13 protein-coding genes are annotated in these 20022 nt (G+C 58.4%); 7 read left to right on the top strand and 6 right to left on the bottom strand.

Annotated features, from left to right (window positions below; all coding sequences use genetic code 11):
* Nucleotides 1-86: 86 nt before the first annotated feature.
* Both FYJ85_RS06520 and FYJ85_RS06515 read left to right on the top strand, forming a co-directional pair.
* Complete coding sequence (locus FYJ85_RS06520) at nt 87-2237, top strand: cellulase family glycosylhydrolase (protein ID WP_154417409.1); 2151 nt, start codon at nt 87-89, stop codon at nt 2235-2237.
* 50 nt (nt 2238-2287) lie between these two features.
* Nucleotides 2288-3052 (top strand): type II secretion system protein, encoded by a 765-nt coding sequence (locus tag FYJ85_RS06515; RefSeq protein ID WP_154417407.1) that lies wholly within the window; start codon nt 2288-2290, stop codon nt 3050-3052.
* 212 nt (nt 3053-3264) lie between these two features.
* On the opposite strand, the gene FYJ85_RS06510 is transcribed toward FYJ85_RS06515, so the two are convergent.
* From FYJ85_RS06510 to FYJ85_RS06500, 3 genes are all read right to left on the bottom strand, one after another.
* Nucleotides 3265-5301 carry a sodium:solute symporter family protein gene (locus FYJ85_RS06510; protein ID WP_154417405.1) on the bottom strand — a complete coding sequence of 679 codons (2037 nt, stop codon included), beginning with the start codon at nt 5299-5301 and terminating at the stop codon, nt 3265-3267.
* A gap of 90 nt (nt 5302-5391) precedes the next feature.
* On the bottom strand, nt 5392-7605 hold the full coding sequence (locus FYJ85_RS06505; protein ID WP_154417403.1) for a DUF6259 domain-containing protein: 2214 nt from the start codon (nt 7603-7605) through the stop codon (nt 5392-5394).
* Between the two features lie 32 nt (nt 7606-7637).
* Complete coding sequence (locus FYJ85_RS06500; RefSeq protein WP_154417401.1) at nt 7638-8324, bottom strand: prepilin-type N-terminal cleavage/methylation domain-containing protein; 687 nt, start codon at nt 8322-8324, stop codon at nt 7638-7640.
* 313 nt (nt 8325-8637) lie between these two features.
* On the opposite strand from FYJ85_RS06500, the gene FYJ85_RS06495 reads away from it, so the two are divergent.
* The 4 genes from FYJ85_RS06495 (at nt 8638) to FYJ85_RS06480 (ending at nt 14941) form a co-directional block, all read left to right on the top strand.
* Entirely contained in the window at nt 8638-9519 is an 882-nt protein-coding gene (locus FYJ85_RS06495; RefSeq protein WP_106052586.1) for a helix-turn-helix domain-containing protein, read from the top strand.
* A gap of 689 nt (nt 9520-10208) precedes the next feature.
* Nucleotides 10209-11216 carry a LacI family DNA-binding transcriptional regulator gene (locus FYJ85_RS06490; RefSeq protein ID WP_154417399.1) on the top strand — a complete coding sequence of 336 codons (1008 nt, stop codon included), beginning with the start codon at nt 10209-10211 and terminating at the stop codon, nt 11214-11216.
* Nucleotides 11213-14209 carry a DOMON domain-containing protein gene (locus tag FYJ85_RS06485; RefSeq protein ID WP_154417397.1) on the top strand — a complete coding sequence of 999 codons (2997 nt, stop codon included), beginning with the start codon at nt 11213-11215 and terminating at the stop codon, nt 14207-14209. Before FYJ85_RS06490 ends, FYJ85_RS06485 begins: the two co-directional genes overlap by 4 nt.
* A gap of 21 nt (nt 14210-14230) precedes the next feature.
* Complete coding sequence (locus FYJ85_RS06480; protein WP_154417395.1) at nt 14231-14941, top strand: DUF1559 family PulG-like putative transporter; 711 nt, start codon at nt 14231-14233, stop codon at nt 14939-14941.
* A gap of 141 nt (nt 14942-15082) precedes the next feature.
* Here FYJ85_RS06480 and FYJ85_RS06475 read toward each other — a convergent pair whose 3' ends face one another.
* Together FYJ85_RS06475 and FYJ85_RS06470 are read right to left on the bottom strand one after the other, a co-directional pair.
* Complete coding sequence (locus FYJ85_RS06475; RefSeq protein WP_106052587.1) at nt 15083-15607, bottom strand: 3-isopropylmalate dehydratase small subunit; 525 nt, start codon at nt 15605-15607, stop codon at nt 15083-15085.
* Between the two features lie 16 nt (nt 15608-15623).
* Entirely contained in the window at nt 15624-16913 is a 1290-nt protein-coding gene (locus FYJ85_RS06470) for a 3-isopropylmalate dehydratase large subunit (protein WP_154417393.1), read from the bottom strand.
* Between the two features lie 157 nt (nt 16914-17070).
* Here FYJ85_RS06470 and FYJ85_RS06465 point away from each other — a divergent pair, with 157 nt between their 5' ends.
* Nucleotides 17071-17628, top strand: coding sequence for a helix-turn-helix domain-containing protein (locus FYJ85_RS06465; RefSeq protein WP_106052589.1), 558 nt, complete (start codon nt 17071-17073; stop codon nt 17626-17628).
* Here the strand turns inward: FYJ85_RS06465 and FYJ85_RS06460 are convergent.
* Nucleotides 17622-20015, bottom strand: a complete 2394-nt coding sequence (locus FYJ85_RS06460; RefSeq protein ID WP_154417391.1) for a beta-galactosidase — start codon at nt 20013-20015, stop codon at nt 17622-17624. The genes FYJ85_RS06465 and FYJ85_RS06460 overlap by 7 nt on opposite strands.
* Nucleotides 20016-20022 lie beyond the last annotated feature (7 nt).

The following is a 20022-nucleotide window of genomic DNA, read 5'->3' as shown; positions in this document are numbered from 1 at the left end:
AAACAACATGTTGTTTTAAATTTCCTTGAGCTTTCGATTTGGCAGTTTGTGCCGCCGCATTTCTTAAACCAGGAAAGGATCGTTCCATGAAGCTCAGAAGTTTCGCCGCCGCCGTCTTCGCCGGAGCGGCGCTCTCCGCCGCCACGGTCACCGACGAGACGCCGCGACACTCCCCGCAGCCCGGCGTCTACCGGATCATGTTCACCGGCAACAGCATCACGATGCACGGCTTCAACGAGGGGACCATCCGGGACCTCGGCTGGGACCGGCAGTGCGGCATGGCCGCGTCAAAGCTCGAAAACGACCACGTCCACCTCTTCGCCGCCCGTGTCGCCGAAACCCGGCCCGGAGAGCGGATTGAAATCTGCTACAACAGCAGCAACGCCTGCAAAACCGCGGAGGGACGGGCAGAAGCGGACCGCAAAACGGCCGCCCTGCTCCCGGATCTGGTGATCCTGCAGGCCGGAGAAGGCGCCGGCAGCCTCAGCGCCGACGAATTCGAAAAATGGCGTGCCGGTTACCGGACGATGCTCGAATCCTGTCTGGCGCTCAAGCCAACGCCCCGCGTGATCGCCGTCGGCGTCTGGAGTCCGACCGGCTCCGGGCAGGCCGAATATGCCCCCGGCTCCGGAGAGGCGAAGGTCGAAGAAGCGCAGCGGGAAGTCTGTACCGAGCTCGGCGTCCCTTTCGTCTCGATCGCCCGGTACGCCCAGAATCCGGCCTGTTCCGGGACCGGGAGCTCCGGCGGCGTCAAATGGCATCCGAACGACGCCGGGATGAAAGGCTATGCTGACGCGCTGTTCGACGCTTACCGGAAGACTCCGGGCAAACCCGCAATTTTCACGTTCGACAATCCCGAAGCGCTGAAGGGCTGGTCCCATACCCCGGAGCTCGCCACGGAACTCCGTCCGGGCTTCGTCCGGCTGCTGGGACGGGGCGGAGACGCGAAAATCTACCGGGCAATCACGCTGCCCGCCGGCGAGTACCGGGTCTCCGGCTGCGGTCGCGGCAGCAACCTGACCGTGGCGCTGTCGCGCGGCTGGGAGACTCCCTTTTTCCTGCTGCAGCTGAGCAACGGCAATCTTGAAAAGTGGCGGTCCGACTCGCGCCCGCTCAAGCTGGAGAAGGAGGAGAAGCTGATGCTGTCGGTCTTTTCGTCGAGTGCAGACTCCAAAACCAACATCGCCGAGCTGAAATCCGTCATTCTGACGCCGGAAAGCGCCTCCACTGACGAAGCGGGACTGCCGACGCCGGAAGTGCTCGGTTCCCGCCGCCCCTCCCCCGCCGTCGTCCGCGGCTTCACGCTCCAGAACAGGGACGGGCTCGAAGAGGCCCGCAACGAATGGAATGCCAATGTGGTCCGCAAATGGATTCCGGCCCCGGATCTCACCGCCGACGCCGTGTTCAAACAGCGGATGACGGAGATCGGGGAGTACCTCGCCGAAGCGCGCAAACACCGGCTCAAGGTCATTCTGGCCGTCGATGCGGCCGCGTTTTCGGGCAATTCCAAGGCCGATGTGTCGCATAACGCTTTCTGGAGCGATCCCGGACTGGCCGATCGGGCCGCCGCTCTTTGGAAAAGGATCGCTGCCGCCCTGACCCCGTACCGGGACGTGATTTACGCCTACGACCTCTGCAACGAACCGCTGGACTGGGACCAGATGCCCTTCCCGCCGAAGGAGTGGCGTCCGACCGCCATCGCCGCGACCCGGGCAATCCGTTCCGTGGACCCCGACACGTGGATCATGTACGAACCCGGCCCGGGCGGACTGCATGACGGTTTTCAGGGGCTGAAACCGCTGCCCGACGAAAAAGTCATTTACAGCGTGCACTACTATTCGCCTCACGACTTCACCCATCAGGGAATCCACAACATCACCGGCACCGACCTCAAAGAAGTTCAGGCGAAAACCAATGTCCGCTGCGGATGGGACCGGGAGAAGATCCGGAAACACCTGCAATCCGTCCGCGACTTCGAGCAGAAGTACCGGGTGCCGATCCTGGTCGGCGAATTCAGCGTGGTCCGCTGGGCTCCGAAGGAGGACGCCGAACGCTACCTTGCCGATCTGGTGGAGCTCTTCGAGGAGTTCGGCTGGTCCTGGTGCTATCACGGGCTGCGGGACTATCACGGCTGGAGTCTGCTCCACACGGAAACCTACGGCGACCTCACGCCGGCAAAGGAAGAGACCCGGCGCTCCCGAATCATCCGCGCCGGGCTGCGGAAAAACCTCGAATGAAACATGCCATGATGCACCGTCCCTAAATATTTCACAGGAGACCCCGCAAAATGAAAAGAAGTCTCTTCACCCTGATCGAATTGCTGGTCGTAATTGCAATCATCGCAATCCTCGCCTCGCTCCTGCTGCCGGCGCTCCACAGGGCGCGCGAAGCGGCCTACGGGTCGCAATGCGTCGGCAGCCTCAAGTCGATCGGCCAGGCCTCGTCCCTCTACTCCGGCGACAACAATGACTTCATCGTCGAAGCGCGAAGCGCCGCCGGAATCATGAACCAGCTCGACGAGAAGAGCGCGACATGGTCCTGGCAGCTCTACCGATACACAAACAGCATCAAGGTATTCCACTGCAAGCTCGACCGGTACGCCAACAGCTTCCGGCGCGACACCCATCCGCTCTCCTACGCGATCAATGCACCCGCCCACGCCAAAGATCCTCAGGAAACGGGATTGCGTTATCCGGCCACCTCCCCTTCCGGCAAGAAATACGGCTCCATCCGCAATGCCTCTTCCAAGTTCCTGTTCATCTGCATCAACAAGGCCTGCGAACGCTACTCCGAAAAGAGCCCCGGCGTCGAGGGTCCGGCGGTCGGTTTCTCCAACAGCGGCGACTGCTTCGATTACCAGACCGCCCATTTCGCGCCGTTCGGACGGCACAATGCCGGCATCTATTACAACGGCCACAGCGGCGACAGCACGAATGTCTGCATGGTCGACGGCAGCGTCCGCAATTTCAAAACCTATGAGATCATCGGTTACTGGAACTACTCCTCCGACTATCTCCCGGCCAAACGCCACTGGGACCTCACCTATCAGTGACGCGACGGAAATCCGGCAGGAGAGTATCTCAAGAGCGGGACTGCGCTTTTGCGCCGCCCGCTCCTGAGGATACCGATCCACTCCGGTCAGTGCGGCGGTAAAGGCCGAGCCTCTTCAGACAGCCCATGTCCGTGCGTTCGGCATGCCCGTCGCTGACGACTCCGCGGACATGGGCACGGATGGTGATTCATTGACTTTTTCATCGACGGCGTTTATTCCGCCGATTCCTCATTCTGCCGCACAAAGCCGTCGTCCCGGCAATCGTTCCGGCTGGTCCGCAGATCCCGGAACAGCTGAAGGGCATCGCGCAGACCGCCGGCAAAAATCCATATCGTGCAGAGAATGCCCAAACCGACCGAAAGCAGAATATACACATACCAGAAACCGCTCCAGAAACGATCGCTCAGCGGCTGTATGAAATTGACGGCAACCCCGGCGACAAAGACCAGCCACCAGCCCATCAGCCAGGCAAAGGTTCCGTAAAAGATAAACCGTTCGAAGCGTGTGAATTCAGAAGTGATGCCCAGAAATCGTTTCAGGGAAAAGCGTTCTTTGTCTCCCCTGACATCCTGACGGTTTCCACCGGCGCCGCCGACCTGATCCGCGGCAACGACATATTGCCCCCGGTGCAGCAGACGATCCAGATTGAATACCCGGCGCGGTCCCAGCAGCGACACTGCGATATAGCAGACCGTCGAAGCAATCATCGCATAAAAATAGATCCATTGGCCATTGACCGGAAACTCTTCCGGGAAACTCTGCAATATCTCCCAATCCGGCCAGCTCCGCATCAGGCTTCCCAGCAGCGCGGGCCACGCCTGCTGAATACAGATTCCGCCAAAACCGATCGCCGTGCCCACCGACAACGCGCACCACGCCGCCGCCGTCGTACCGCGCTTCCAATAGAGTCCGCCAATAATCACCGCTCCGGCGCCGCCGAGATAAATCGCCCCGGTCAGCGCGAAGAACATGAAGATATAACCCTTCATCGGAAACAGAATGCTGAAGATGAATCCGAACAGCGCCACCCCGACAATCGACAGGCGTAAAGCCAGAAGATGGTTTCCGGGAGTTTTGAACGGCCTTTTGCGAATCGGCAGCACCACATCCTGAATGAAAATCGATCCCCACGCATGCACGTAAGTGTCATCACACGAAATCGCACAGCCGAAAATCACTGCGGCAAACAGGCCGAGCAGACCGCTTGGCAGCGTATATTTGAGAAACAGGGGCACCGTCATCTGCGTTTTCAGCACCGGATCCCCGAGATTGTCGATCGCATTCCGAATCGGTTCCGCTGTCGCCGCATATTCAGGAAGATGCAGCACCGCGAAGGCCGCCAGCGGAATCAGGATAATGCAGATCGTCGAAACGATCATCCGCCAATTGCCGATCACTCCGGCGACCACCGCTTCGTGCGGAGTCCTGGCCGCGGCATTGTACCCGGAATTGCCCTGCCAGCTCCTGGTGTTGTAAATCGCGCCGAACAGGCCGATCAGGAAATACCAGATGTCAAAATCCTTATTTGAACTCCCGGCAAAGGGGTTGATCATCGAGGATTCGCCATCGGCCCCGCCCAGCATCAGCCCGGAGACAATCTCTTCCCAACTGTAAATTCCCAACAGGTAGATTACCAGCACCGCAAAGATCAGCATCAGCATTGCGCCCTGCAGAAAATCGGTAATCATGATTGTGATCTGCCCGCCGGCGCAGGCGATGTACGTGGCGAAGGCCAGATAACAGAACATCGTCACCCAGAAGGTCTTAAGCGTGACGCCCAGAAATACGAATTCCGGCGGCAGGCCTAAAAAGAAAACAATCAGATTCCCGGTGACAAACGGAAACACGCCGAAGTTGAGTATTCCGGAAGCCCAGCAGAGAATTCCGGCATAGCAGCGGAACCTGCGGCTGTAGCGTTCTTCAAAGAACTGCGCCAGCGTCAACGCCCGTGTCTGCCGGAACCGGTACACGATAAATCCGGTCAGGGCCAGAAACAATCCGATCGGCAGATTCATCATCCCCCACCATTGCGGCGGCAAGCCGGTCGCATAGATCATCTCCCAGTTCGCCACGAGCCCGACCGTTCCATAGAAGCCGCCGGCCACGGTCAGCAGATAACGCCCCGCCAGCCGGTCGGCGGCCAGAAAATCGGTCACGCCACGCACGTAGCGCCTGCTGTAAACCGTAATTCCCAGCAGGACCATTAAAACGATCGCCAGAAAGGAGTAATCCAGAGCCGTAAAATTCATTCTTGCTTTGTTCTTTCCTGTACGCCCGCACGGCGAGCCCGGAAGCGGCGCCTCCGGGCGTCTTCGAACTGCGGCCGAAAACGTTTGCGACTACTTCGCCGAGAGTTCCAGCAGCGCAAAGCCCAGGGCCGGCACCGGCACTTCGATCACACTTTTGCCGTTTTTGTTCAAGGCGCCGTGTAAATTTCCCCTGAGCTGGCGATAGACGCTCGGCATCACCTTCAGGCCATAGAGCTGCGGATCGATTTCGATGCTGCCGATGCGCTCATGCGTGTCGAGATTCGCGAGAACCACTACGGCTCCGTCACGTTTCTCATTGCGCCAGACCGCACCGGAAAGCACCGGTTCGTCATGCTCTTCGCCATTCATGCGGAACCATTTGATCTGTACCGCCGGGTTTTCCGACAGAATTTTCACATCATGCACCAGCGCCCCGTCGAGCAGACAGGCTTTGATTTCGCGGCGCAGCGCAATTACCTGATTCAGATAGGCGATCTTCTCCGCATGACCGGGACTCCGCTTATCCGGAGCCTGACCGTGCAGCCACCCCATCCACCCCGGCTGATAGCCCCAGAGCAAACAGCGCTTCTGGGCCGCGGCAAAACTCTGCATGGAATCCTCCGGGAACGAAAGCGCTCCGTAGTAGAAAGCATACCGGTTGTAAATTTGCGGCAGCAGCGGGAAGTCATCGCCGGTAATTTCCGTCCATACCAGAAAGCTCGATATTGTATCAATATAGGGTTCGGCGGCGTTTTCCGTGGCCAGAAAGATCTTGCCGGCATGTTCTTCCATGATTTTGCCGAGCATGCTGCGATATCCCCCGGTCCAGTAATCCCCATTGCCGAGCTCATGTCCATGCGTTGCGTCAAAGCAGGACATCGGCGAGAGCTGGCCGATCTGGTCCAGGTATATGCCGTTGACCCCCATTGCGACGAGTTTCCGGCAGGTCTCCTGAATCCGGCGCTGAAATTCCGGTGAAGTCGGACAAACCGGAGCGAGCAAATTAACGGGGCCGTATTTCTCCAGCGCTATTTCGCCGGAACGCTTTTTGACCGCCGCCCGAATGCCCTCGGTCCGATAGCTCGGCAATTGAGGGTCCCAGCAATGGCCGTTGATGTACGGCACCACGAAATCGCCGTTGGCAGTGATTTCGCGGATCACCTTTTCGCTCCCCTCCAGAGCCGGAAAATATTCCGGATAATTGGTATCGAAGGGATAAATATTCCAATTGTACCAATGCACGGCCACACGTGCATCACCGACCTCTTCCCTGACCCGGTCATAAGCCGCCTTCATCTCCGCCGGCGAGCCGGAAATATTGACCCACAATTCGATATCACGGTAATGCTCCGGCAAATCGGTCCGGTCCCGCAACAGCCCCTTTTGCAGCCACGGCTGATGCTGCGCCCTGTTCAAGTAGAGTTCCGCCGCTCCCCACTCGTCGCGGATCGGTGAAATTTCCCAGCAATAGTCGATGGTCCGGCTCCTGCCGGTCACGCCGGAATTCGCAGCGGCAGCTTCCACCGTCGCGGAAAGCGCTGCTCCAACGGTAATCCCCTTGGCGGCGGCTCCGGCATCGTGGAACGCCCAGTAGATGCCGCCGGCATCCGGGCGCAGCATCGCCATACAGCTTTCCTGTGCGATGATCGACGGATAGAGCAGGGAGAAATCCTGTTTGTTATTCCGGAAAAACTGCCCGCCGTAAGTCAGGCGCGGCAGCAGCAGATGATAGGTCCCGGCTTCGCTCATCGGCCCGATATGGGGAAACGCGGAACTCTCCAAAGCATATTTCCGCGACTTGACCTCAACCCGCAGGCGCCCCAGAACCGAACCTCCGGCCGGACCCGTTTCAAAAGAGGCAACTGCTTTCAGCGCGGATTTTTCACCGTCAACGGCAATATCATCCCATATCAATTCCAGCACGGCGGCGCCATCTTCCCGGTTATAGCGGCGAAAGCTTCTGCGCGCCGGAGCATTGCTGTCGATCGACACCATTCCGGCAAGCGGATTGACACGCTCGGTAACGAGCACCCCGGTATCGGTATAGAAACTGGCGGTCTGATCGTCCACCCGGCCCGCCCGGGAGAGGCGCACGAGCCACAGCGCCGCATGTGCCGGATTCTGCGAAACAAAGCTGCCGCCGTCGCGCTTGTTGGTCATCTCCAGCAGGCCGAAGCCGCCGGCGGCGTCCTGAAAGCGCAGCAGCAGCTCCGGGTTGCCGAATTGCAGCTCCGCCGCCGCAGGCCGGACAACGACAGTCATATTCAGCACCGCCATTGCGAGTGAACAAATGATTTTTTTCATGAAATCATGCCCTTTTCTCTGTGTGCAGCCAATCACATTCCGGCATAGGGGGGAAAGACCGTGCAGGAACCGTCCAGAAGTACCGCATTGGTGCCTTTTGCCGCAGTGCCGTCACGGCCTTCCACATGGCTCTGGATCACATTCCTGACACTGCCCTGTCCATAGAAAACATCGCAGAACACCACATCTTTCGGAGTATCTTTCCCGAACCAGCTTCCCCGAACCGCTCCCCAGAAGGATTCATTATCGCGCCCGATCAGCAGCGGCTTCCGGTCGTAGGGCGGATAGACCTCCTTCCAGCCGAAATAGTAATAACCGAACATTTCATTGTCAGCCGACTCCACCCCGACATTCCAGCTCTTGAGCGTCACCGGACAATAATAGATTTTGGGATTCCTGCCGACCATTTCGCCGGGTTCAATGTTTTCCGCCTTGCCGGCATAGCTGCGCAGCAATTTTACGGCCAGCGGCTGCCGGTAGCCGTAACTGTCGCTCAGGTTGCTGCCATCCGTATTTTTACCGCCCGGGACAGTAAAGCCCTTATTGTCATCGGCATACAGAAAGACGGCAGAACCGAGTTGTTTAAGATGGTTGATGCAGCTCACGTTATAGGCACGGGCACGGGCCGAGTTCAGAGCCGGCATGAGCATGGAAGCCAGGATTGCGATGATCGCAATAACCACTAAAAGTTCAATCAATGTAAAACCGCGTGTTCTCATTTTGATTCCTTCCTTGAAACGGGCAATATGAATCTCTCTGACTGTCATGACCGATATTCCTTTTCCTCCTGACTTGAATCGTTTAAAAAAGCCGGTTCCCTGATTTTTTTTTCGGAACAATGAATATTATACCCATTTTTTTGTTCAGAAAGAATGGATAAAAAAAGGAAAAACGATGTATTTTTTCTCTGGATTTCGCAGAAAAAACCGTTTTACGATGGACAAAGCGGCAAACCCATGCTAATTTTATTCTGCCTCCGGTTTACCTTTGACTTTGAACGAACATAAAATTCTGCCGGTTTCACAGTCATCCATGAGACAGCACCTGCACAATTATCAGAATTGCCGCTATCACGAAATGACCGCCTCCGGGCTGGCAAGGCACAAGACCTTCAGCTGCGGTTTGAACATTCTTTATTCCAATATCGGGCGCAATACCCGGCAGCAATCGGAGCAGCTGCGTTTTTTCGAATATTACAGCCTTGCCCATTTGTATCGCGGCTCCGGAATTTTTCTGATTCCGGGGGGCAAGCCGATCGAACTGCACGCCGGCGATGCGATTCTAATTGCGCCCGGTTTCCTGCATTATTACGGCCCCTGTCATGACAAGGCGGGTTTTGAAGAAGACAACATCTGCTTTTTCGGGGAATTGCCGGATTTTCTGTTTGCCAACGGCTACTTGCAGAGCCGGATTTTTTCGCAGGGGACAACCCGGATTCTGGAGCCGGTCCACTCTCGGCTGAATTCCGGCGATCTTCTGGAACAGCTGCACGGAGTGCTTGACTTTCAGGCGCTGCTTCTGGGTCTTGCCGCCGAACACGGTTCGCCGCAGCAAATCGAACGGCGCTCCCCGATCGAACGATTGCTGTATGGAATCTGGCAGAATCCGAGCCACTGGTGGACAGTGGAAGAGATGGCGCAATTCTGCCAGCTTGACCGCGAAAGGTTCCGCAACGCCTTTCGCGCCCACACCGGGTCCCTGCCCAAAGCCTATGTGGACAACTTCAAGATTGACCTGGCCAGGCATTGGCTCGAAACATTCGACTGGACCATTGAACACATCAGCCGCAATCTGGGGTATACGGATAAATTCCATTTCAGCCGCCGCTTCAAAAATCTGACCGGCCTTGCTCCGGATCACTTCCGGCGCAAAGTGCGGGAGAAGCAGGCGGCCACCCCGCCGGAATCCGAATAACCACGCCGAAAGCGCACCAGGAGCGGCACATCGGGCATCGGTCCGAGCGGTTTCGTTTTGAAAATGGTTTTGCACTCCGAAAACCGGCATGAAAAAACGGCGGTTTTTCCGGCAAATCGGCGTTCCCGGACAGCTCAGTCATGCTCCCCTGGTTCTTTTCGATTCTGCTTCGGAGGAACCGCCGGAATATATTCAAGCTCCGTTGCCGTGCCTTATCCCCCTTCACCGGCACACTTCATAATCAAGTGGCGATGCGTCGCGCCGGCGGCAGCGAAATTCATTTTTTTGAATTCGGAACATAATGCAATCCATGCAAAATTCAATTGCAAAACCGCTCCCTTTCCGGGGCTTGGTCCGGCGAACATTTACAATGTCGCCGAACCGGCGGACACACGGTGCATGATTCAGATTCTGCTGTTGGGCCGATTGCGCAGCTCCCTCGAATATCCCTATATCTGAAAGCGATATCACATAAAATAAGAGTTGTCGGCAAAACTTCTGAAATCGGCTTCATAAGCTGATGGAATGCATCATGGGGAGCAGGCGAATACAAGCGGCAACATTTTTGCATCATCAGAAAATTATGCAAATTAATGCAATTTTATTGCAAACAGCTATTGCTTTTTATTTTTTTTCAGGTATAATTAAAATACAAACATTGTAAATACGACATCAACAGGTTTACTGCCATGAAAGAAAAAGCAACTGCCGGAATCAAACTCGCCGACGTCGCCCGCTACGCGGGGACCTCCGCATCAACCGTTTCCCGGGTGCTGAACAACCAGCCGGGAATCAGCGAAGCGACCCGCGCCATCGTTCTGGAAGCACTGCGCGCCATCGGCTACAACCCGGAGGCGACCGGTTCCGTCGCGCCGGTCCGGGACAGCCGGACAAGGATCGATATCCTCATCTGCCCCCTGGCGGAACAAAAAAATCCGATGGAATTAAACTATTACGGCGCAATGCTCAAAGGAATCCGCCAGGCGACCGACTCATCGAAAATCAACCTGAAGATGACGATTTTCACGGGCGAAGCGGAAACGCTTCCCAAAAGCGAAAATACCGCGGGCGTCCTGCTGCTCGAGACCCCTTCCGAAGATTTACGCCGATATTTGAATGAGGCGAAGATTCCGTTCGTGATTCTTTCCAATAACACCGGGACTTACAGCGAAGACCTGGTCTCGGTCGATAAATTCGGCGAGAGCCTTCGTCTCTGCGGCTACCTGGCCGGAATCGGCATCCGCCGACTCGGACTGCTGCTTCCCCGGATCGACCTGATCTACTGCGAGGGATTCCGCTGCGGGATGGCGCGGCACGGCCTGCCCATCGCCGATTCCGACATTCATCTGACGAAAAATACCGATCTTTCGCACTATGTGGCCCCAGTTCACCGGATGCTGGAGGAAGGAAATCTGCCGGAGGCTCTGGTCGTCGCCTCCTACGCCGCCGCCGACTTCTGCACGGAAATGTTCCGAATGAAAAAGATCCGTGTGCCGGAGGATATCCGGCTCGTCGCCTTCACCGACGAAGAGGGAGAAGACAATCCCAATTACATCACCATGCGTTTCGATTCCGTCGAAATGGGCCGCCTCGCCATGGAACGGCTGCTGCGCAAGATCGGGCAGCCCGAACGGAAGCCCCATCACATCATCGTGCCGATGCGTTTCAGCATGAAACAAGATAAGGAGAAGAGATGAGATTCATCGCCGTATTTTGGGTGTTGTGCTTCTGCACGGCACAAACATTCTGTGCGCCGCTGTTTGAGTTCACTACTCATCGCGCCGGAATCAGTTTCCGTCCCGCCGATACCGGCACGGCGGTCGACGGAAAAATTCCGGGGACGGAGCGGAGTGGCCTTGAGCTTCAGCGCCGCCCCGGCTGCGACTCCATTGAAGTCTGGACGGAACAAAGGCCGAAACTGCCGGTGGCCGACGAGCTGGAATTCACGCTCAAAGGTTTTCTCACAGCCAATCACGGCGTCAGAAATCCGGTGCTGCGGCTCAAAGATGCCAAGGGGGAGCTGATTCAGTCCTGGACGGCTCCATTGCCGGAATCGGGAGAATTCGAACGGAAATTCATCGTTTCCATCCCTGGCTGGAGCAAGCGGATCGGCAGCCCAGTCAATACGCCGGTCTCGTTCAGCAGCATTTACCTGGCATGCGACAAAACCGCCGGAGACGGGAAAATATTCCTGGAGTCGCTGGAGTACCGGGTAAAGGGAGAATTACCCAAAGTGTGCTTCGTCTCCGACACTCCGATGAACCTGCTGCACTCCATCGGTGACACGCCGCAACTGCGCCTGGAAAACGGCGGAACGGAACCCTCTTTCATTTCCGGCGGCATCCGTGTTTTCGACGCCGACTCCAATCCGGTCGCGGCACAGGAGCTCAAAGGCGAAATTCCCCCCGGCGGCAGCCTGGCCGTTCCGCTCGCCGGACCGTTCGACCGCTGGGGAATTTGGTATGCAGATTATGACCTCGCCACCCGCAATGGGCTGAAACTCAACGGAAGGCTCTCCTTCGCCAAAATGCCCAATGCCGGGAAACCGGCGGAACAGAGCTTCATCTTCGGCGTCGCCGGCGGAACCGGTCCGCTCGGCTGGAAACCGCATCTGGCGCTCGGCGTCAACGGGCTCCGAGTCAATCCCGGCTGGAATCACATTCAGCCCCGGGAAGGCATCTGGAGCTGGGAGGGCCATGACCGGACATTCGCCGACCGCAATGCCGCCGGTTTTGCGTCGCTCTACATCCTCACTCCCCCGCCGGCATGGCTGGCTGACAAAGATTCGGATTCCAAGATTTTCAACCCTCAGATGAAAGTGAATCAACTGCTGCCGGAGCGGAATGCGCTGCGTACCTTTCTGCAACGCTTTGCAACACGTTACAAAGGGAAAGTGGAATTCTATGTGATCGGCAACGAACCGGATCTGGTCGGATTCTGGAATTTCTCCGAAGAGGAATACCTTAAAATGCTGGAAATCTCCTACAGAACCATCAAAGCCGCCGACCCGGATGCGCTGGTGATGAACGGCGGAATCTCCAGCCTTTATTCCCAGACGCCCAAGGCGGCTCCGGAAAACCGCCGTCTTCACCCGACAATCATGCGCCGTATCCTGAAAGAGGGCAACATCGATATTTTCAACTATCACGGCCACGGCCCGATTCATAACTACTGGAGCTGTCTGGATGAGATGCGCAAAGAGGGAATCCTCAACAAATTCCCGTGGTACTCCGGGGAGACCGGCGTCAGTTTGCGCGATTCCGCGGGGGTGCTGGAACCCGGGAAGCCGATCAATCCGATCACCATTCGGAAAAAGCAGGCGGAGATCATTCATGAGAAGGTTTCCATCGCCAAAGCGCTCGGCGCACGCGGCTACACGCTGTGGGTATTGTGGGACCTGCAGAATTGGCCGGAAGACCATCCGGAAAAATACGGAGCCCTCGAACCTGACGGCCAGCCGAACACGGTCTTTCCGGTTTATGCGAACGTGATCCGTCACCTTCAGGCGACCCGGCCGGACCGGATCTTCGCGGAAGGCGGCCTCTTCGCCTGCGGCTACACCCGCAACGCAGGCGGCTATATCGTCTCCTGCTGGAACGACGACGGCAACCAGCCCGGGCGCCCGGTCATCTTTACCGGAGTCACCGGCGCGGCCGAAAAGATCGATCTTTTCGGCAACATCACCCCGCTGGCAGTGCAAGAGGGCGTCTGTACGTTCGTCGTGACCTGCGAGCCCTGTTTCCTGCGTTTTCCGTCACAATCCGAAACTCCGGGATTCCACACGCCGCTGACCGGCGACATGGCATCGATTTCGGCCGGAAAAAACGGCAGCCTGAAATTCAAATTGAAAAATCCGTTCAACCGGAAACTGACGGCGAGTCTGGCATTCGCTTACCCGGAGCATCTCACCGGTCCCGCCACCCGGAGCGTCGTGCTCGCACCGAAGGCCGAAACAGGCGTATCCATTCCGATCGCGGCGGCTCCCGGATTCATTTCCCTGCCGCAGAATCCGACGGGAGTCCGCATCTCACTGGCGCTGGGAGATTCGGCTCCGATCAGCTTCGTTTATCCGGTCATCGGCAAAATCATGCTTACCCGGGGAGCAGACGAAGGCGCGCCGCAATTCGTCCTCGACCGCGCCGACCAGATCTACTCTTACGCGATTTCCGGCCCGGAGCAGGATCTGATATGGAGGGGACCGGAAGACCTGAGCGCCGAAGTCCGCCTGGCGGTAAAAGACAGGACATTCGAAATACAGGTCGAGGTGACCGACGACATTCACATTCAGCCCTATACCGGCAGCACCGTGTGGAACGGCGACAGTATACAGATCGGCCTGAAACTGTCGAGTCAGCCGCGCGCCTGGCATTTTATTCTGGCCATGCTGCCGGACGGCAAGCCGCAGGTGACCTGCGACAGCCGCGGTTCCGGCGCTTTCGACTGGGCCGCAGCAGCGGCCGAACTTGACCTGGCGGTCAGCCGCGACGAAGGGGCGAAATTGACCCGATACCGCCTGAACATTCCCTTCGATGCAATCGGCCTCACTCCGGCCGACGCGGCGGAAGGCTTCCGGTTCAACCTGATGGTCAACGACAACGACGGTCCCAAGCGGGAGAGCTGCATCAGTGTGGCCCCCTCTCTGAACACCTCAAAAAACGATGCACTGTACCCGGTGATCTGCTTTCAATAAATAACCGAAACGGAGGATGAAATGAGACATGGAAAATTTACATTGATCGAGCTTCTGGTCGTGATCGCGATCATCACCATCCTGGCGGCGCTGCTGCTGCCCGCCCTGAACAGGGCGCGGGAGAAAGCGCGGGAAACCTCCTGCATCAACAACCTCAAACAGATCGGCGCAATCCATCTTTTTTACGCGGCCGACAATAAGGATCTCCTGCTGGCGGCAGCTCCCGTCAATTATCCTCAGCGCTGGAATAGTTATTTTTACGCATGGGGATATCTGTCCGGAATCACTTCCAACGGCAAAACAGCGTGGGATCCCGCCGCGGAGTTCAACAAACACGGATTCTGGAATTGTCCGACCCAACCGGTAGCAAAGAGTGTCGAGCAAAGCAGCTACGGCGTTCCGGACGGCAACTCGTCCCTGGGACCGGCGGGAACGGCCGGCAGTTACTACCGGGCGCTCAACCGCATGAACCCGAAAGACATCATCTGCGCCGACAGCGTCCGGCAGGGAGGCGCCTGGCCGCAAACCTACAACATCCATTCCGGAACCGGCGACCTGAACACGGGCAGCAACGCCAACAAGGTAATCCACCTGCGCCACAGCGGCTTCACCCGTGCCCACGGAGTCATCGTCGACGGGCATGTCGAACGAATGGACATGGGCTACCTGAAGGGGCTCGGCCTTTATCACTGCACCAATTTCCCGGCATTTCAGGATGCGTGGAATGATTGAACCGGCATCTCAAGAGCGGGCGGAGCAAAAGCGCAGGCCCGCTTTTTCCACATTCACCAGCCGACGCAAAGCCGGACAACATGAAACCGCCCCCCGGAATAGCTCCGGGAGGCGGTGTCGCCATAAGCGTTGGATCGCCGGTCAGTATTTGCTGTCGGCGTAGTTGACCCAGCCGCCCGCCTTGACGAGTTCAAGGTCGAATTCGCCGACGGTGAACGGATAAACCTTCGTGACCGCTCCGTTCGAAATCGTGAAGGTCCGGTTTTCGATGTCGGTGGTCAGCTCCGCGTCGGTCCCGGCGAAAGTCTTGAAAATTTCGTCGATCGCGGCGCGGTCGAGCGAAATCGCCATGAGTCCGCAGTTGAACATGTTCTGCCGGAAAATACGCGCGAAATTCTCGGCGATCACGATGTTGATGCCGTTGCATTCGAGCACCCACGGCGCATGCTCGCGCGAGGAGCCGCAGCCGAAATTCGCCCGGGTCACCACCGCGCTCTTGCCGGCGATGTCCTTCTTCGGGTCGAATCCGGCCAGCGAAAGATCCTCGAGGCAGTACGGCTTCAGGGCCGCCTTGGTCAGCTCGGTCAGGTATTTGGCCGGGATGATCTCGTCGGTGTTGATGTCGGAACGGTCCAGAAACAGAATTTTTCCGTTGAAGTTTTTCATTTTCCTGATCCCTTGCTTATTTGCCGGTGAAGAGCGGCGAATTCGTGATGACTCCGGCAATCGCGGTCGCGGCGGCGGTTGCCGGGCTCATGAGGTGGACCATGCCGCCCTTGCCCATGCGCCCGTTGAAATTGCGGTTCGTGGTCGAAGCGCAGGACTCCCCGTTGGCCAGCACGCCGTTGCTCATGCCGAGGCAGGCGCCGCAGGTCGGATTCGTCACGCAGAAGCCGGCCTCCATGAAAATCTCGATGAGCCCTTCCTTCAACGCCTCGCGATAGATCTTCGGCGTGGCCGGAGAGACGATCGCGCGGACGTTTTCACTGATCTTCTTCCCTTTCAGGATTCCGGCCGCAATGCGCAGGTCCTCGAGACGGCCGTTCGTGCAGCTGCCGATATAGATCTGATTGACCGGAGTTCCCTCCATCTCGCGGACGGTCTTGACCTGGTCGGGCTTGTAGCCGAAAGTGACCATCGGCTCGAGCTCCGAAACGTCCATGGTGACAACCTTGTCGTAGACGGCATCGGCATCCGGCAGCCATTTCGAATACTCGGCCAGCGCCGCTTCTTTGCTCGCAAAGTCGTCCTTGATGAACGGCCAGAGAAAATCGACCGTGACCATGTCGGGGTAGCAGACGCCGCAGGTGCCGCCGGCCTCGATCGCCATATTGCAGAGCGTCATGCGGGAATCCATCCCCATCGCATCGACGGCGGGACCGGTGAATTCGATGACCTTGTCGGTCGCGCCGTTCACGGTCAGGAGCCTGATGACCGCGAGAATCACATCCTTCGCAAACACGCCGGAACGCAGCTTGCCGTTCAGCACGACCTTGATCGTGGCCGGTTCGCGCATCGTGCAGACGCCCTTCAGGATGCCGACCTCGAGGTCGGTCGTGCCGACGCCGGCCGCGAATGCGCCGAACGCGCCGTGCGTGCAGGTGTGCGAATCGCCCATGATGACCGTGAAACCGGGGCGGACAAAGCCCTTCTCCGGGAAAATCGCATGGCAGACGCCGTTTTCTCCGATATCGAAGAAGTCTTTGATCCCCTGACGCTTCGCCCACTCGCGCATCGTCTTGCCCTGCTCGGCGGTCTTCGAATCCTTCGCCGGGGTCACGTGGTCGATGACCGCCTTGATCTTCGTCGGGTCGAACACGCGGTCCTTGCCGATCGCCACAAGGTCGTTGATCGCGATCGGCGTCGTGATCTCATGGCAGAACACCCGGTCGAGCGACAGCACCCGGACGCCGGGGGCGGGCGTATCGACGGTATGGGCGTCGAAAATCTTCTGTGCCAATGTCTTTCCCATTTTACAGCTCCTTTGAGTTCCGTTTGGGGTTATAGCTTTCCGCTTCACCGTATAAAATACCATCCCGCCGAGAAAAATTCAATATTTTTGCAAAATTTAATTATATTTAACAGAAATGGTGCTATAGTATCGGAAAGCAAAGAGCAGGAGGCACGGCATGATCGAAAACCGGATCGGCAGGAGGATTCACCATTACCGCAAGGAAAACTCGCTGACCATCAGGGAGTTCGCAGAGCTTTCCGGAATCAGCACGGCGCTGGTCAGCCAACTCGAGCGCGGCATCGGCAACCCGAGTTTGTCGGTATTAAAATTAATCTGCAAGACACTCGGAATTCCGCTTTCGGCGCTGTTCATCGAGGAAATCGACAACGCTTCGCTGATCCGCCGCCGGGCCGAGCACGAAAGAATCCACAACCCGAACGAAAAAAACGCGGTCTACTTCAACCTGACGCCGGGACCGCTGAAATCCAACGTGGAACTGCTGATGATGGTGCTCGGCCCGAACCGGGAGACCAACCACGGCTTTTCGCAGCACTTCGAGGAGGAGATCGCATTCCTGCTCGAAGGAGAGGCGGACCTCGTTTTCGAGGAGGAGGAGTTCCGCCTCGAGCCCGGCGACGCGGTGCGCATCCTGCCGTCGCGCAAGCACAAGCTGCGCAACCGGAGCGGGAAACTCGTCCGCGTGCTCTTCATCAAGAGCCGCAGCAACTACTGATTCTCCACGCGGTACAGCCGGAAACAGGGCCGTTCCGACGGAGGCAGCCGGAAACTCCTGCCGTTCAAGGAAACCGCTTCGCCGCTCCCGGCGTCGGTCAGCCGCGCCGGAGCCGGCAGCGTGACGACGCATGCCTCCCGGCTCCCCTCCGGCTGCCAGATGCCGAGGTACGATGCATTCGCGTAGACGAAGAAATTCTCCGCGCCGCCGTAACGGTGAACCCCCGCTTTGTCCAGCACGCCGCGCACCGCGCCGGCGGAAAGCCCGGCCGGAGCGTGCAGGCAGCGGCCCGGCGGACACGCATGTTCCGGCAGCGCCTCTTCCGGGCCGAGCAGCAGAAGCGTCCCCCGGAAACCGGCCAGAATCCGGTCCGTCTCCGGGTCCGCCCGGAAGCGGTTCGCAAAGACGAGCAGCCGGTAGCCCCGCTTCACGGCCGCGCCGAGATCCGACGCCAGCCAGAAATCAACCGGAGCACCGGCGCTCTCAAGCGTACAGCCGAGCGTTTCGCGCAGCTGCTTCGCCCATTCGCCGGAGTGGAGTGAAATGGAAAAGACGCTCTCCTCATCGAGGATGACCGCAACCTCCGCTATTGAACGCATATCGCCGTTCACCGCCGCCCGGCCGATCCGCGCCGCATCGGTGATGAATTTCCGGAATGCGTCGAACTCGTACCAGCCGTGCGCGAAATCGTACCAGTAACCGCCGGCGCCCCAGGTCAGAACCCGCCCGAAGTCACGACGGTAGAGCGTCATGGTGTCCGCCTCGGCCCTGTCGCAGGAAAAGCTTTCGCCCGCCGTGCCGTGGTACTTTTCCGCGTCAGCCAGGTGGGTCGGCAGATCCATTTCCGCCAGGAACAGCTTGCCGTGATGCTTGATCGACTCAAGCGGCATGCCGATCGAAATCGCCCGCTCGCGGCGGTGATAATTGTACGGGCTGCAGACGGTATCGACTTCCGGAAGACGCAGAAGCTTCCCCATCGCATAGTGGCCGGAATCAAGCGAATGGTACGGAACTCCGGTCAGATGATGCAGGAAGTAGCCGTAAAAGACGCCGAAAAGCAGTTTCCCGCCCGACGCCTCCTTGACCGTCCGCCCGAAGTCGCCGATCAGTTCGACGGTGTAATCGCTGAAAAACCGGTAGTAGTCGCCGCAGTTGCCGGAGCCGGACGAGGTCCGCAGAAGCGTCCCCTCCCCCGCCAGCCGTTCGGCGCGGGACGGGATATCGATGAGGCTCCAATCCGCGAACGAACTCTTCCAGCTCCGGTTCAGCTCGTCGAGCGTGCCGTAACGCCGCTTGAGCCACATACGGTAGGCGGCCTGCATCTGCGGCGAATAATCCGGAAATTTATTCTGGTGGTAGCCGAAGCCGTTCCACTCGCCGCAGTTGCCGTATCCGGCCCGCACCATGAAAACCCGATCGGCATACGGTCCCTTTTCCAGACGTGCGATCAGCTCCCGAAGCACCCGTTTGTACTCCTCGCGCCAGAGCACCGACGCATAGGACGCATGCGCCCACGGGCCGCCGAGCAGCGGAATTTCACTCGAACCGTCGTCGTAGCGGATGACCTCGCCGGGATGAAATTTCGACCAGTCGCGCGGCACATAGAGCCAGTAGCGGAGGAAAAACATCGCCTCGGGGTCCTGCGCCGCGACCGAGACGATCTGGCTGTTCAGCTTGCGTTCGAGCTCGCCGACGTCAAGTTTGCCGTTCTTCCAGAGCGACCACGGCTGGAATACGATCTCGTACAGATGGAAACCGGCTTTGCCGAAGTCGCGGATGCTCTGCCGGGCCGTGAGCCAGTTCCAGCCGACATAGCCGAAGATGCCGGGATGGAACACGCCGTTGACCGACAGCGTCGGAACCCCGTTGCGCCGCACGACTTCCGCCTTCGGAAAGCCGGGGCGCATTCCGCGGTCGAATCCGACGGCGGCCGTGCCGTTCAGGGCCGGAAGAGGTTTCCCGTCCGGGCCGGCAAATTCCGCTTCAAGCCGGAGGAGCAGAAGATTGTACGTTCCATCGCAGGATGCGAGCTTTTCAAGATCGGCGTCGTCGAGCGTCAGGCGGAACTGCCGGACCAGCATCCGGTCCTTCCGCAGCCGGAGAGGCGGAAATTCTCCGACGGCGCTCTCCGAGCCGTCCGGCCAGACGAGCTTCAGCGTCAGGCCGACCTCCCGGTCGCCTTCGCGGTCCGAAGCGAGCAGCGCGAATCCGGCCGACCGCCGTTCCCGGCTCAGGATTTCGGAACTGTCGGACATCTCAAGCACCCTGCCTCTGCCGTTGCGGTGCGCGTAGATCATCGGGGCGAAGCTTTCGCCGGTCATCTCGAGCGTCGCGGCCGGAAGCAGGTTCACAAACAGGCAGAGTACCGGAAGGAGAACGTATTTCATCGGGAAA

The organism is Victivallis lenta (assembly GCF_009695545.1).
Taxonomy (GTDB): domain Bacteria; phylum Verrucomicrobiota; class Lentisphaeria; order Victivallales; family Victivallaceae; genus Victivallis; species Victivallis lenta.
The sequence above is the reverse complement of the archived record's forward strand: the minus strand, read 5'-3'. Positions and strand labels throughout refer to the sequence as shown.

What these genes read in the sequence shown, in the direction of transcription:
- FYJ85_RS06510 (WP_154417405.1), bottom strand. Translation starts at nt 5,301, where the DNA reads ATGAATTTTACGGCTCTGGATTACTCCTTTCTGGCGATCGTTTTAATG.
- FYJ85_RS06490 (WP_154417399.1), top strand. Translation starts at nt 10,209, where the DNA reads ATGAAAGAAAAAGCAACTGCCGGAATCAAACTCGCCGACGTCGCCCGC.
- FYJ85_RS06495 (WP_106052586.1), top strand. Translation starts at nt 8,638, where the DNA reads ATGAGACAGCACCTGCACAATTATCAGAATTGCCGCTATCACGAAATG.
- FYJ85_RS06505 (WP_154417403.1), bottom strand. Translation starts at nt 7,605, where the DNA reads ATGAAAAAAATCATTTGTTCACTCGCAATGGCGGTGCTGAATATGACT.
- FYJ85_RS06485 (WP_154417397.1), top strand. Translation starts at nt 11,213, where the DNA reads ATGAGATTCATCGCCGTATTTTGGGTGTTGTGCTTCTGCACGGCACAA.
- FYJ85_RS06520 (WP_154417409.1), top strand. Translation starts at nt 87, where the DNA reads ATGAAGCTCAGAAGTTTCGCCGCCGCCGTCTTCGCCGGAGCGGCGCTC.
- FYJ85_RS06480 (WP_154417395.1), top strand. Translation starts at nt 14,231, where the DNA reads ATGAGACATGGAAAATTTACATTGATCGAGCTTCTGGTCGTGATCGCG.
- FYJ85_RS06515 (WP_154417407.1), top strand. Translation starts at nt 2,288, where the DNA reads ATGAAAAGAAGTCTCTTCACCCTGATCGAATTGCTGGTCGTAATTGCA.
- FYJ85_RS06475 (WP_106052587.1), bottom strand. Translation starts at nt 15,607, where the DNA reads ATGAAAAACTTCAACGGAAAAATTCTGTTTCTGGACCGTTCCGACATC.
- FYJ85_RS06465 (WP_106052589.1), top strand. Translation starts at nt 17,071, where the DNA reads ATGATCGAAAACCGGATCGGCAGGAGGATTCACCATTACCGCAAGGAA.
- FYJ85_RS06470 (WP_154417393.1), bottom strand. Translation starts at nt 16,913, where the DNA reads ATGGGAAAGACATTGGCACAGAAGATTTTCGACGCCCATACCGTCGAT.
- FYJ85_RS06460 (WP_154417391.1), bottom strand. Translation starts at nt 20,015, where the DNA reads ATGAAATACGTTCTCCTTCCGGTACTCTGCCTGTTTGTGAACCTGCTT.
- FYJ85_RS06500 (WP_154417401.1), bottom strand. Translation starts at nt 8,324, where the DNA reads ATGAGAACACGCGGTTTTACATTGATTGAACTTTTAGTGGTTATTGCG.